General features: G+C 36.5%; 12 protein-coding genes. 2 read left to right on the top strand and 10 right to left on the bottom strand.

The window, feature by feature from the left end:
• Positions 1–41 precede the first annotated feature (41 nt).
• Together KUA55_RS03795 and KUA55_RS03790 are read right to left on the bottom strand one after the other, a co-directional pair.
• Positions 42–1,313: an MFS transporter gene (locus KUA55_RS03795; RefSeq protein WP_218324860.1), complete on the bottom strand. Its 1,272-nt coding sequence runs from the start codon at positions 1,311–1,313 to the stop codon at positions 42–44.
• A gap of 131 nt (positions 1,314–1,444) precedes the next feature.
• Positions 1,445–2,653, bottom strand: coding sequence for a pyridoxal-phosphate-dependent aminotransferase family protein (locus KUA55_RS03790; RefSeq protein ID WP_218324859.1), 1,209 nt, complete (start codon positions 2,651–2,653; stop codon positions 1,445–1,447).
• Positions 2,654–2,823: 170 nt separating this feature from the next.
• On the opposite strand from KUA55_RS03790, the gene KUA55_RS03785 reads away from it, so the two are divergent.
• Positions 2,824–4,449, top strand: a complete 1,626-nt coding sequence (locus KUA55_RS03785) for a PucR family transcriptional regulator (protein WP_218324858.1) — start codon at positions 2,824–2,826, stop codon at positions 4,447–4,449.
• Positions 4,450–4,483: 34 nt separating this feature from the next.
• Here the strand turns inward: KUA55_RS03785 and arcC are convergent, their stop codons facing one another.
• Genes arcC through allC form a run of 7 tightly spaced genes read right to left on the bottom strand, consistent with a single transcriptional unit; the run spans position 4,484 to position 12,443 of the window.
• Positions 4,484–5,449 carry a carbamate kinase gene (gene arcC, locus KUA55_RS03780; protein WP_218324857.1) on the bottom strand — a complete coding sequence of 322 codons (966 nt, stop codon included), beginning with the start codon at positions 5,447–5,449 and terminating at the stop codon, positions 4,484–4,486.
• Positions 5,449–6,282, bottom strand: a complete 834-nt coding sequence (locus KUA55_RS03775; RefSeq protein ID WP_218324856.1) for an oxamate carbamoyltransferase subunit AllH family protein — start codon at positions 6,280–6,282, stop codon at positions 5,449–5,451. Before KUA55_RS03775 ends, arcC begins: the two co-directional genes overlap by 1 nt.
• Before the next feature lie 3 nt (positions 6,283–6,285).
• Complete coding sequence (locus KUA55_RS03770; protein ID WP_218324855.1) at positions 6,286–7,551, bottom strand: YlbE family protein; 1,266 nt, start codon at positions 7,549–7,551, stop codon at positions 6,286–6,288.
• Between the two features lie 2 nt (positions 7,552–7,553).
• Positions 7,554–9,314, bottom strand: coding sequence for an acyl-CoA synthetase FdrA (gene fdrA, locus KUA55_RS03765; protein ID WP_218324854.1), 1,761 nt, complete (start codon positions 9,312–9,314; stop codon positions 7,554–7,556).
• A 25-nt stretch (positions 9,315–9,339) separates the two neighbouring features.
• Positions 9,340–10,401 carry an ureidoglycolate dehydrogenase gene (allD, locus tag KUA55_RS03760; protein ID WP_218324853.1) on the bottom strand — a complete coding sequence of 354 codons (1,062 nt, stop codon included), beginning with the start codon at positions 10,399–10,401 and terminating at the stop codon, positions 9,340–9,342.
• Positions 10,402–10,412: 11 nt separating this feature from the next.
• Positions 10,413–11,198, bottom strand: a complete 786-nt coding sequence (allE, locus tag KUA55_RS03755) for a (S)-ureidoglycine aminohydrolase (protein WP_218324852.1) — start codon at positions 11,196–11,198, stop codon at positions 10,413–10,415.
• Between the two features lie 21 nt (positions 11,199–11,219).
• Positions 11,220–12,443, bottom strand: coding sequence for an allantoate deiminase (gene allC / locus KUA55_RS03750; RefSeq protein ID WP_218324851.1), 1,224 nt, complete (start codon positions 12,441–12,443; stop codon positions 11,220–11,222).
• A gap of 163 nt (positions 12,444–12,606) precedes the next feature.
• Between allC and KUA55_RS03745 the strand changes: the two genes are divergently transcribed.
• The gene (locus KUA55_RS03745; RefSeq protein ID WP_218324850.1) at positions 12,607–13,404 is read left to right on the top strand and encodes an alpha/beta hydrolase; all 798 of its coding nucleotides are present in this window, start codon (positions 12,607–12,609) and stop codon (positions 13,402–13,404) included.
• Between the two features lie 32 nt (positions 13,405–13,436).
• Here KUA55_RS03745 and KUA55_RS03740 read toward each other — a convergent pair whose 3' ends face one another.
• On the bottom strand, positions 13,437–14,699 hold the full coding sequence (locus KUA55_RS03740) for an MFS transporter (protein ID WP_218324849.1): 1,263 nt from the start codon (positions 14,697–14,699) through the stop codon (positions 13,437–13,439).
• Positions 14,700–14,714: the final 15 nt, after the last annotated feature.

Here is a 14,714-nt window from a genome sequence, read left to right as displayed (position 1 = left end):
CGAGAATTTTTCTCAAATAAGCACTCCATATTTCTTAGATTTTAAGCTTTTGCTTTATTTTTAATGTTCACTAGCATGAAGGCAACAGCCCCTACGACTAATAAAATGACCGCGATGTAAAAGCCCATTACTTTTGAACCAGTGACATCAGAAATCCCACCAGTCAATGCTGGAGCAATTACTGAAGACATCATGCCAAAGAAATTAAATACGCCTAAGGTTGTACCGATACCAATTTGCGGCGCATTTTCCCCAAGCCACGCAATGATAATTGGTTCAACAGCTAGTTTCCCTAAAAATCCGTATAAAATTAATGCAATCAATAGGAAAGTCGCATTGGTTGCTTGAACTGTAAATAACAGCATTAAAGCAGCTAAAACTTCTAATACGATAATAAACTGAACTTTACGGTGCATAAATTTATCCGCTAAACGGCTAAAGAATAATGCTCCTGGAATAGATGCAAACGCTACTAATGAAGCAGAAAAACCAATTGCTGCACCTTGGAAACCACGTTCAGTTCCTAAGAAATTTGGTAACCAAGTAACTGTCATATAATAGCCATAACAAGTTGCAAAATATAAAATATAAACACTAATCATTTTTAAAGAGAATAATTTTGAAAATGAAACTTTTTGTTTAGTAACTGGTTCACTTTCAACTTTTTCTGCTTTAGCTTCAGCTTCTTCAGCGATTTGAAGAGCCCGCATATCATCTTTATGGTTCCGCACGATAACTGTAAAAGCAACCAGCATACAAACTACCATAAAGGCTGTAATATACATCATTGTTTGCCAAGGCAATCCTTTTTGCGCAACTAAATAACTAGAAAGAATTAAACCTAAACCAGACCCTACAGCTGATCCGCTGTTAACAATTGCCGTAGAAAAACTTTTTTTGTCTTTTGGAATATTTTGAGAAGTCAATGAATAGGCCGATCCGTAAAATGAACCACAACCTAAACCAGCAAGCAAACTACCTGCATAAATAACTGCAATTGAACTGGCTTGTGAAATTAATAACGCCGCTAACCCAAAAACAATAAAGCCGGGCAGTAACACTTTTTTCTTACCAATTTTATCAACTAAAAAACCAGCGGGAATTTGCATAATGACATAGCCTAAAAAATAAAAACTTGAGATTGAGCCTAATGCTGTATCTGAAACATTTCCACCTAAAGATTCACGAATTTGTGGGTAAACAGGTGATAATGCTGACCGGTAAATCCAAATAGTGACCCAGCCTAAACATAATAGAATAACAATCTTTTTCCAATAAGCAAAAGTCGTACTCGTTGTCGCCTTTTCTTCCATTTCCTTTTTCCTCCTAATTTCACTGCAAGAAAATTATTATCCAACACTTAAACCATTCATTTTGGATAAATCATTTCCTAAAAATCAGGACTGTCTCATAATTTTTTTTTACGAAACAATCCTTTAAAAATTTATTTTGCGTATTCTGACAAGGCATAGCTACTGCCAGCCCCAACTTCAAATTGATAACCTTGATTTTTTAAAACTGTTTCAAAAGCACTTAAGAATGACAATACGTTTTCTTTACGGCTGCTATAACCCATGTTACCAACACGCCAGATTTTTCCTTTTAAATCACCAAAAGATGAAGCAATTTCAATCTTATAGTGATCTAACAATAAAGCACGAACTTTTTCGCCATCAATACCTTCAGGAATTAATACTGGGATAACAGTTGGTGTTTTTGTTCCTTCGTTCCCAAACATTTTCAAGCCCATTTTTTGCATACCTTCAGTTAAGATTCGGTTATTTTCTTGATGGCGAGCATAAGCATTTTCGATACCTTCTTGTAACAATAAACGTAAACCTTCATGTAAACCATAAATCATAGTAGTTGCTTCTGTATGATGGTTTAAACGTTCAGGTCCCCAATATTTTTCCAATTGTGATAGATCTAAATAATTACTTTGGATATGGCGGTCATTTCTAGCATCAGCACCTAAACCCAATTCTTTTTGGTAACGGCCAGCTACATATTTTTGTACACGATCATTGTAAGTAATTAAAGATAAACCAGAAGGAACACTCAAACATTTTTGTGTGCCTGCTACAGCTAAATCAATTTGCCATTCATCAACTTTTGTTTCAGTACCACCGAATGTTGCCACCATATCAACAACGAAGAAAATATCATTTTCACGGCAAAATTGACCGATTTCAGCTAATGGTTGCATTTGGGCATTGGCTGTTTCTCCATGGACCATGGCAACAATTTTGGGTTGATGTTCTTTGATTGCAGCAATCACATCTGCTTCAGCAAAAGGCGCTTCCCAATCTTTTTCTAAGTAAACAACATCGGCATGTGCCCGTTCGCAAATTTCGCCTAATAGATAAGCAAAACGACCATAACAAGGAACCAATACTTTGTCTCCTGGTTCGATTAAGGCAAACAAGCCTGTTTCTAATCCAGAACGAGAAGTTCCATCGATAGCGAAAGCTTGTTCATTTTTCGTTTGGAAAGGTACTCTTAGCATTTCTTTGACTTCGTCCATGATTTGTAAAAATTCTGGATCAAATTGACCTAAGATTGTTTGTCCCATTTGTCTTAAAACTGACGGATGTGCTTCGACCGGTCCAGGCGTCATGATTGTTCTTTTAGTAAATACTGGTTGTTGATACATATTAATATCCCTCATTTCGTTTTTTTCATCTTTATTATCCAATGAAATCGTTTTACTTTCATTAGTCACTTTGCACTATTCAAACGCTTTTTTTATCTGTTTTGTATAAATAATTTTTGTGTCAAGATGAATTATTCTATATAATAGTAGATAGAATGGAGGTTATTATTTTGAAAACGCTTAATGATCTGTTAACTTTGCCTAGATTTTCAGATTTAGAAGTTTTATCCACCCATAAAGATTTGAATCGTCCATTGGAAACTGTTGAAATTACGGAAACACCAGACGTTGCCAATTTTATTCCTGAAAATGCCATTGTTTTAACAACTGCCATGATCTATCGTGATGATCAGTTAAAAATAAAAAAATTAATCGACTCTTTAATTCCAATTAAATGTGTTGCTTTAGGAATTAAAGTCGGTCGCTTTATTGAGGAAATTCATCCTGAAGTTATTGCCTATGCTTCTGAAGTCAATTTACCTTTGATTAAGATTCCTAGTACACAGCCTTTAGGTGGCTTACTTCACCAAATGCTGAGTTATTTATGGGATTCAAAAACTCAGCAGATGGCCTTCGCCTTTGATGTTCAAAAAAGATTTTCTTACTTATTGACCCATGATGTTAATAATGCTCGTTTTATCGCTGAGTTCGGTAAAATTTTAAATACACCCATTATTTTACTGAACCCTTGGCACAAAGTAATTGCTCATTCTAAACATTTTTCCGGCACACAAAAACCAGCATCCTTTTATGTCGACCAATTATCACAAAAAAATTTCAAGCGAATTGATCAAGAAGAACAGGCGCTAGTCATTCAGGACATTGACGGCAAACCGTTGCAAATCTCGGCTATGCCGATTCATGTTAACAATTATTTTCCTTATTATTTAATCATTCTTGAGCCAGAAAAAATGCCCTATCCAATCTCTGAATTTGCTATAGAACAAGCCTTGTTAGTCTTAACTTTTATTCTCTATAAAAATCAAAAAGTTGAGGAGTCTTATGATAATCTCAAGACCGACTTTCTTAATCAAATGTTGGATGCTTATCAACGAACCTCTACCGAACAACAAAACTGGTTGGATTTAGGTAAGAACTATGGATTAGTGGGCAATAATTACTATCAGATTGCCATCGTTTATTTTACAACTGACCAAACAACTCAAACTCGTGAACGTTATCAACAAGAAGAAGCTCAAATCATTTTAAATTGGTTAAAAGAAAATCTTCCCCTAAAAATGCGGGATGTCGCACTTTTCAAATTAAAAAACCGTAACGAAAGTGTCTTGATTTTTCAAAATGAACATGAAGGCATCACGCAAGTCTTAGAGGATCTCTCACAAGAATTACACACACTTTTACCTATTCAAATTAAATTTGCTTTAGGAAATGCTTACCAGACTTTAGATGAGCTGACCAATTCCTATATCGAAGCATCCCAAACTTTGGAAAACTGTGACCAGTTAGTCGATGCACCTTTGGTTCAGCACTTTCAACCAAAAGGCTTAGCAGGATTATTGAAAAAAATTGGTGATAAGGATGTTCATTACTTCTGTGAAAAAAATCTGAAAGAATTGGCTTATCCAGTCGAACCAACTTTCCAAGAATTGCGTAAAACCTTAAAAACCTTTTTGGATTTCAACTGCGAAATCACTAAAACCGCCAAAGTCTTGTTTCTACACCGTAATACGATTAAATATCGCATCAATCAATGTGAAGAATTATTAGATTTATCAATTACCGATCCTGAAAGCAATCTTATTTTACGAGTTGCTTTAGAGTTATCTGAGAACTAAAAAAAGGAGTGCTGAATTTCAGCACTCCTTTTTATTAACTAACTGCGCCTTGTGGAACAGCTGCTAGAGAAATTCTTGTTCCAGCTTTCCCTTGCAACGCTAAATCAGCTTCATCTAAAGCACAAATAATCGCTGTTCGTCCAGATTTAGCAAAATCTACAGCAGCTTCAATTTTCGGCCCCATACTACCAGCGGCGAATTGTCCATCAGCGATGTGTTTTTCAACCTCTGAAACACTGATATCCGTTAATTTTTGCTGATTTTCTTTACCATAATTGATATACACGTTGCTTACGTCAGTTAACATCATAAAGATATCCGCATCTAACTGCTCCGCTAATTTTTTACCAGTACGATCTTTATCAATAACCGCTTCAATGCCCTCTAATAAGCCAGCATTATTTCGGTGAACAGGAATGCCCCCACCACCGCCAGCAATCACGATGATATTTTGATTTAACAAATGAGTAATCGATTCTACACCATGAATTGATTGTGGATAAGGTGAAGGTACAACTCGACGATAACCACGGCCAGCATCTTCCACCATTTCCCAGCCTTTTGTTTCAGTCATTTTTTTAGCATCTTCTTCAGAATAAAAAATACCAATTGGTTTATCTGGTGCTTTAAAAGCTGCATCATTTTTATCAACTTCTGTTTGTGTCAACAAAGTCACCACATTAGCTGTGGAATGTTTTTGTTCTAAAGCATTTTTAATGCTTTGTTCTAGCATGTAACCGATAAATCCTTGTGATTCAGCATTACAAGCATCTAATGGTGCTGCTGGGACAACTTCTTCAGCCAATTCATTTTGACGTAAGATATTTCCTACTTGTGGACCATTTCCATGAGTTAAAACTACTTCATAGTCTAAAGATTCTACTCGTGCAATTTGATTGGCACAAGTTTGAGTATTTTTTAATTGATTATCGAAAGTTGGGGTTTGACCTGGCTGTAAAATTGCATTTCCGCCAATTGCCATTACGACTCTTTTTGCCATTATTTCACTCCTCTTATTAGTAATAATCCTGATAATATTCCTGCTAAAGTATCGAGACCAGACGTGCTGCCATAGTCGACGACCGCTTGAATAAGTTCTGCAAGATCATATGTATTTTCCGTTTCTGTTAAAAAATCAGCGACCGCCAACAAAGGTTGACTAAATTCACCATTAATTGCTCTAGTTAAAAAATTGCGGCTCACATCTGTGGTAAATTGATTATTTTCTACTCTGTTATAAACTGCTTTAGTCAAGGTAGTTGATTGATTATTCAACCAATCAACAAAAAGCCAGCCCAATAAAAAATCATCGCCTGCCGGTGTTAGTCCACGACCTCTACCGATTAAATAATCTACAACTTTTTGAAGCTCATTTCCTTGATTAAATTCTCGCATCATTTGAAAATATGGATTGTTTTGTGGATCGCCAAATGAAGCTAAAGGATAACTGAAGCCAGTTACTGCAGAAATTTTTTGACCTGCTGCCAGCAATTTTTCAGCTTGCACAGATTTTATTCCCTTCACCGATAAGATGGTTTGTTCACTCGGAGAAATAGCAATTTCCCAATCGGCACCGACTGTTTCAATAAATAATTGATTTTCTGTACTTTTAATGGATTCAACTTTTGGCAAAGCTTGTCGAATTTCGCGGAAATCTTTTTGCGATAAATAGATACCACCAGGCACAATTTTTTCACCAGTTGCCATTAAAGCCAACATTTTTGGCTGCTTTAAATCCGTTAAATTAAAAGTTTTATCAAAAGTACTATGAACTACCCAGTCTGTTGCTTTCCTTGGAAAACTTTGGTCACTGGTTGCAGCTATCCGTTTCATTTTTTAAGCCTCAAATCCTAATTTTTTTGCATAAGCCAAGACTGCTTTTTCAAAACAATCAATTGGCGGTGTTACTGTTCCGGCACCAATTTGTCCTTTTCCAGCTTTTTTATTGGCAATCCCAGTATTAATCACTGGTAAAATTCCAGTTTCAACAACTTTTCTAGCATCAATTCCGATAGTAATTCCTTGAAAATCCCATGTTGGGATTGCAAAGTTAGGATTATGATCTAAAGTAATTTCAGTCATTTCTTCACTAGTTTTCAATGCATCTTCAAATCCACCTGAGCCAACAAAACGCGTCACAGCTGGTGCTGCAATCATCGCCATACCACCGACACCAAAAGTTTCGGTAATGGCGCTATCGCCCATATCAGGCGCTGCATCTGCTTCTGAAAAACCAGAGAAATATAATCCTTGCGGCGTATTCACCGGTCCAGTAAACCATTCGTCTCCCATGCCGGCAATTCGAATACCAAATTCATATCCATTTCGACACATTGCAGTAACGACTGTTCCTTCTTGGATCATTCGAGCGCCATCCATCACAGATTTTGCGGAAGCCATCATTATATTCAAGAAAAATTGATCGGTATCTGCTAAGAACTGAATAACTTCTTCTTTTTCTTTTTGATCAACATTTGTTAGAGAAACAATACTTGGAGCAACTTCTTTTAAGAAAGCCAATGAAGCAGCAATGTTTCTTTGATGAAATTCATCTCCCATAGCAATCGCTTTTGCGACAAGAACATTAACATTTAATGGTTCACGAACTTTTAATGCTTTACTTAAAGTTGGCGCCAAGACATCTTTCATCCAAGTCAAACGATCGATAACTTCTTTAGAATAAGCGCCAAAACGTAGAACGGCACCAATTCCTTCGTTCATTGTACAGTAGGCGCGATTACCGTCAGTTTTATTTTCTACTACTAAAACTGCCATGTTTGCTGAAGTAATTCCCCCCATTGGTCCAACAGCATCCACATGATGACAAGGAATTAATTTCACTTCGCCGCTTTCCATTAATTTGCGGGCATCTTCTTCATTGTCTACCCAGCCTTCAAATAAAACCGCTCCAACACAAGCACCTTGAATTGGATCAACCATTTTATCGTAAGTAATCGGTGGTCCAGCATGTAATAAAACTTTGCCATGGTTAAATTCATCGATGACACTTTTAGCAGGTACAACATCTAATAAAAAAGGTGCTCCTGCGATAATTTTTGTAACAACTGCTTGATTTGCTTCATCAATATTTTTGTAAACCATTTTTATACCTCAACTTTCAATGAAACTTTTTGTAAAAAGTCTAATGCCTTTTGCAATTCAGGATTACCACCCGCAACTGGACGCCAGTCAAATTGAACTGCTTTTCCACCATGAGTCATAATTGCTTTAGTAAAGCTTGCCAAACCAATATTTAAGAACTGTCTAGCTGACAATAAATCTCTTAGTTGTTTTGGAATTTCTGGTACTGTTCTTGCTGTATCAGCTTTGGCTTTAACTGGTTTCACTTCTTCAGAAACAGGTTTGCCAACTAATGCTAAGGCTGTCCGTACAGCTTGGGCATTACTATCACAAATGATTGCTCCAGCTTCTGTTAAAATTTCTTTTTGTTTTTCAATATCTTGAGGATCTTCATTAGTTCCAACAATCGTGCCAATCACTGCGATTTCACGATTGTCCGCTTTCGCATCAGCCAAAACTTTTTTAATTCCTGGCGCTAATTCTGAAGCCATATCATCATGAGATCCGTAGCCTAAAACAATATCTAATAAGATTGCTGCTGTTTCAGCATCTTGACCGGCTTCAACCATTAATTCTTTGCGTTTTGTAGCATCAATCATTGGATGAGGACGACCTTGTGTATAGATATCATCACCTAAATCAATGACTTCATAGCCATCTTTTTTCATGATAAAACCTTCAGCACCACTTTCAGCGCCTAATTCTAAGCTTTCATTGATTAACATAGCTGCTTCATAAGCTAAAGTACCACCAGAATAATAGCCTTTAATATATTTTTGTTGATCAGTTAATTTAATTTCTGGTACATCCACTGTTTTTTCATAAGTTGGAATTTCGTTCCCCTTTAATAATTCAACAGCGAGTTCTGCCGTTTCTTCTAAGGTATGGGCACGATACAAACCTTCTTCATGAGCTTCCGGTTTTTCACCTAAGAAAATTGCAACAACTGGTTTTGATGTTGCCCGTAATAAATCTAAAACATCATCTCGCACTTCTTTTGCTGGTGGTTTGGAAATGGCGACAATTACTTTTACATCAGGATCTTTTTCCATCAATGCCACGCTATCTTTAAAGGTAACACCATCAATTGCTGATTTTAAGTCACGACCGCCAGTACCGATGGCTTGTGTCACACCAGCACCTAATTTATGAATAATTGTCGTTACTTCTTGAATTCCAGTACCTGACGCACCAACTACACCAATATTTCCCTTACGAATAACATTGGCAAAAGCAATCGGAATACCGTTGATAATCCCTGTACCACAGTCAGGTCCCATCAATAGTAATCCTTTTTCATGAGCTAGGTCTTTTAGTCTTTTTTCATCTTCAATCGCCACATTATCACTGAAACAAAATACATGTTTGTCAGCTTCTAATGCTTTTTTAATTTCACCAGCTGCATGAACACCTGGAACAGAAATGATGGCAACTGATGTATCCGCTCCAACTTCTAATGCTTTGTCCCACGTTTTTACATGTTCTTCAGAGGTATCGTTTTGAGATTTTTTCCCTTGTTCCTCAAGATAGTCTTTAGCTGTTTCTAATAATTCATCAATTTTTGAGGCATCTTCTAAATCAACAACAACTACCATGTCATTTGGTGTTGCTGTTTCAACTTCATCAGTATAAAGTCCCGCTGTTTTAAAAATATCTTTATTAGCAGGTGTACCCATCATTACTGAGACACTGTTAACACCGTCAATGGCTTCTAAATGATTGGTTAATAGCATTAATACGATGGAATCTTGGTAGCTATTTTTTTCAATAATTGTATGGAGCATGTGATTAATCACTCTCTTTCAAATTTTATTCCGCAAAAGCATCTTTTCCATTGTATTGATTGAAATGGACAGTTTCACTTTGTAAATATTCATAAATTGAAGTTGGAATTTCGATACCGCCTTCAATACTTGTTTCATATTTTATTTGACTTAATTCGCCTGGGTAATACACTTGATCAAAACCATCAGCCGGTTTATTTTCGTGTAATTCATCGACCATTTGTTTGATTTTTATTTTGAATTCATGTGGATCAGTAAATCTTTTAGGATCGATTAATAGGAAAATTTGTCCCAGATTTCTGCCAGTCGTTAAATCATCGTACATCGATGACACATGTTTTCCAAAAGGCAATCCTAACAATACACCTGCCAAAATATCCACCATCATCATCAAGCCGTAACCTTTAGGACCAGCGATTGGTAATAGACCTTGAACTTTCATTGGATCATCTGTTGGTTTACCATCTTTATCGACTGCCCAAGTAGTTGGAATTTTTTGCTTTTTAGAACGAGCGTCTAAAATTTTCCCCCAAGCTTGAACGGAAGTTGCCATATCAAAAACGACTGGTGGCCGATCAGCACAAGGTGCGCCAATACCAATTGGGTTGGTGCCAAAATAAATTTCGCTCCCACCAAAAGGAACTACCATTGGATCTGATTGGCACATAGATAAAGCAATGTAGCCTTTTTCGGCAGCTTTTTTCAAGTAATATCCTAAAGCACCGCTATGACTCATTTTTGAAACGCCGACTAAAGCTAATCCAGATTCAGCAACCATTTTAAAACCATGTTCTAAAGCTTGCCGACAAATAAATTGTCCCATGCCATTGTCGCCATGAAAAATTGCTGTGGATGGGCCGGTCTGTTCAAATTTTGTTTCGGGATGTAACGTAATTCCGCCTTTGGCAATTTGTTCAGCATAATAATCTAATCGCACGACCCCGTGGGAATGAATCCCACAGGCATCGGCAAAAACTAACTGGTTCGCTGCTTCTTTAGCTTGTTCATCTGGTAAACCAGCTTGTTTAAATTTTCTTTCAATTAATACAAATAATTCTGGAGTTTTTAATTTTATAGTTTCTTCCATCATTTTCATCCTTAAATTCTAGGTTCACGATTGCAATCTTTTGAATATACATATGCTAAAGGATCTTTACGTCCCACTGCATAAGCTGCTTGTTGTACATATGCACTCATAAAAATATAATCGCCTTTTTCAACTGGGTACCAATTATTATCTAAGTTATACATGCCTTGTCCACTAATCAGATAGGCCCCGTGTTCTTGATAATGAGTTTCAATATACGCATGGCTAGCACCAGGTTCAAAAGAAAGAATGTGCATATTCATGTCAAAGCCTAAATCTTTTGGTAATAAATCCCACAGCAAAACATCTTTCATTCCTTCGTACTCAATTGGTGTAATGTCTTTTGTATTACCAACAACTGTATGTGCTGCGTAACCATCAATAGCTTCATAACGTTTTTTATATAAAAATACTTCTGTTGCAGTCTCTTGGTTGTTTTCTAGATACATTTTTTGGTCGGATGTAAAATAAGCATAACCACCAGCAGTCAATTCATATTCTTTTTCTCCATCAGAAACTTTCAATGCCCCTTCAATGACATAAGCTAACGTTTGGATACCATCGCCACCAACACCAGCTAAGTTTTTTCCATCTTTTTGGAAAGTGATGATGTAATCAACAAAACCGGCACCTAATTTTGGTGATCCCAAAATAGACATGTCACAATTTTCAAAGCCTGGAAGAACATTATTGACTAATCCATCATGTGGAATTAACGCATAATTATTTTTTTTAATGACAGCTCGTGAGCTTAATAAGTCTTTTTGATAGCCCATTCGTTCGTTTTTGTAACCCATTGATTAATCGCCTCTTCTTTTTTATTTGTAAGCCAATTCGTATAATGTATCAGCTAATAGTTTTACGCCTTCTAATAAATCTGGAAATTCTGTTTTTTCAGCCGGATTGTGACTAATACCATTAATGCTTGGTACGAAAATCATTGCTGTTGGATAATGTGGCGCAATCACTTGCGAATCGTGACCAGCGCCACTGTGCATTACGCGATATTTATAATTGCCTTCATCAGCTTTTTTCTCAATCGTTTCTACAATCGCTGTATTCATTGGTACTGGTGCTTCATCCATCCAACGATCAATAGTAATTTCGATGCCCATGCTCTTAGCAATTTCAGTCATTCGTTCTTCTAATTCACCAGTGAATTTTTTTAAGAATTCGGCATCTGTATGACGACAATCCATTGTGAAATCTACTTCCCCTGGGACAACATTGACTGTATTTGGTTTTGGAATTACTTTACCAAAAGTCAATACTAGTGGATCACCCACTTCATTCGCCCGATCAATCGCTTCTGAACAAATTTTAGAAAAAGCATAAACGGTATCATGGCGATAGCTCATCGGTGTTGTTCCAGCATGATTGGCCTCACCTTTTAAATTAATATTGTAACGGCGTTGTCCAGCAATATTATTGACCACACCTACTTGTAATTTTTGGTTTTCTAAAACATTTCCTTGTTCAATATGAATTTCTACAAAGGCTTTAATATCGTCCCGACGCGTTTGTTCTTTTTTAAAGTCAAAACCTTGACGGTGCATTTCATCAACAAATTTTGCGCCTTCAGAATCAGCGATATCTTTTACTGCATCCACATCTGCTTCACCTACGAAATTTTTACTCCCCCAAAAGACGGTTGGAAAACGACTACCTTCTTCTTCCGCCATTGAAATAAATTCCAAACTACGTTTTGGTTGTCCGTGTTCAGCTAACAAATATTCAATCGCGGTCATTGCTGCAATCACACCATATTGTCCATCTAAATTCCCACCATTAACAACTGTATCAATATGAGAACCTGACATAATTGTTTCAGCGGGTAGTTCTGATCCTTCTACGCGACCGAATAAATTCCCAACTTCATCAAAATGTGTCTTTAAATCAAAATCTTTGGCTTGTTGTTCAACGTATTTTTGCGCTTGTAACCAACTATCTGTGTATAAAAGTCTAGTCATACCACCAGTTGGATCATTCCCAATCGAAGATAAATCATCAATTCTTTTTTTCAATACGTCAGCTAAGTTCATGTTTAAAATCCTCCTGTCTAATTTTACATCTTTATTGTAAGCGATTGCCAACTTGCAATCATTGGTGACTTTAGACAAAACCCGTGCATATTTTGTGCGTAAATGACATAATGTCTTGAGATAATTCAATTACTATAAAATAAAATCACTAAGGAGGAAACTTATGCCGAAAACAATCACTTTAAATAGTTTTGATCACTTACTGATAAAAGGTACCATCTACGAAGCAAAGAAACCCATCAAAGAACCAATTGTTTATCTTCATGGTGGTGGTTTGGTGTTTGGTGAACGAGAAGATTTACCAAAAGCTTACATTGATTTATTCCTTGAAGCTGGCCATTCCTTTATTACTATTGATTACCTATTAGCACCGGAAACAAAGTTAGATCAAATATTTCGTACTTTAAAGGAGACAATTCAAACCTTAAAACTAGGAAACGATTATATTTTGCTAGGAAGATCTGCTGGCGCTTATCTTGCATCACTTCTTTTAAAATCGGGTGAACAACCAAAAGCCTTTATCAGTTTTTATGGCTACAATCGTTTGGACTGGCAAGAATTTCACTATCCTAATGCTTTTTATAATAAATATCCGCGAGTTTTACCTTTAGATGTAGAAAATCTCTTAGAAAAACAACCTTTAACTTCTGGCCAAATGGATAAACGTTTTCCTATCTATCTATCAGCTCGCCAATTTGGTACTTGGCAGACTATGTTGCTTAATAATCACCAAGAAGCAAATCAGTTTTCATTAACAAAAACGGACTTGGAAAGATTTCCAAAAACAATTTTAGTTCATTGTTCAGAAGATCCTGATGTTCCTTATCAGTCTTCGGTTGAAGCCAGTCAACAAATTTTGAATAATCAATTGATAACGATTGAAGCAAATGAGCATGACTTTGATCGCAGTGTAACCAAAAGAAACCTTGAGATTTATCAACAAATCATCAATGCCATATAAAAAGCCGCTGGAAAATTCCAACGGCTTTTTTTCTATGAGAGAGTTGATTCACTTTTTAACTTTGACGCATATTCTTTCGCAGAAGTTACCTTGTTAATCACAAAGAATACAGTAGTACCGATTAAAATAATTCCAATCGCTAAATAAAACGCATAAACTTTGGAACCCATAGCATCAGAAATTAAACCTGTCAGCGAAGGAACAATCACTGAAGCAGACATTCCGAAGAAGTTAAATACACCATAGGTAGTTGCAATACTTTTCTTAGGTGCAAACTGACCTAACCAAGAAATAATGATTGGTTCAACCGCTAATTTACCAAAGAAGCCATAACCAACTACCCCAAAGACTAGAAACATTTGATTCGTAGTTTGAACAGTAAACAACAACATACCTGCTGCAACAATTTCTAAGGCAATGATAATCCCGACTTTTCGATGAGGAATTTTATCGGCGATCCGACTAAAAAACAATGCTCCAGGAATTGCCGCAAAAAATACTAAAGATGAAGCCAAACCTACTGCCGTCCCTTGAAACCCTCTTTCTGTTTCCAAAAAATTAGGTAACCAAGTATCAATTAAATAATACGTATATAACGTTGAGAAATACAACACATAAGCGGCAATCATTTGTGGTTTAAATAAAGCTTTTAAACCGCCGCCTTTTTCTTTTGGTTGAACTTTTTCAACTGTCACGACTTTTGGTTGTTCTTTTTTTATATATTTTGCAAACACGAAAACCATTAAAATGACTAAAACAGTTGTGACAAATAGCAATGTTTGCCAAGGTAAAATCCCTTCACCTACTAGATAGCTAGAAGAAACCAAACCTAAGCCACTACCAATCGCAGTCCCGCTATTTACAATTGCTGTTGCTAAGCTTCTTTTCCCGGCAGGTACATATTCGGTCGTCAGTGAGTAAGCCACTCCGTAGAAAGTTCCACAACCGAGACCTGCTAAGACACTACCAGCAAACAGGAAACTCAAAGTTGGTGCAGTCGCAACCAGCAAAGTTCCTACCCCAAACATTAAGAAACCGGGAATTAAGATAGTTTTCTTTCCGAAACGATCCACCAATAAACCCGAGGGAATTTGCATAATTACATAACCTAAAAAATAAAAACTAGAAATATTTCCTAATTGTGCATCAGTCGCACCACCAAAAAAATCACTGATAATTGGATAGATTGGGGTCAATACTGTTCGGTAAATCCAGATGACAATCCATCCCGCAGTTAGAATAAAAATAATTTTTTTCCAATAGGGAAACTGGGTAGTATTTTCGTTTGTTTCCATCACTCTACTCCTTTT

The sequence above is a fragment of the Enterococcus alishanensis genome, from assembly GCF_019218635.1.
Taxonomy (GTDB): domain Bacteria; phylum Bacillota; class Bacilli; order Lactobacillales; family Enterococcaceae; genus Enterococcus_A; species Enterococcus_A alishanensis.
The sequence above is the reverse complement of the archived record's forward strand: the minus strand, read 5'-3'. Positions and strand labels throughout refer to the sequence as shown.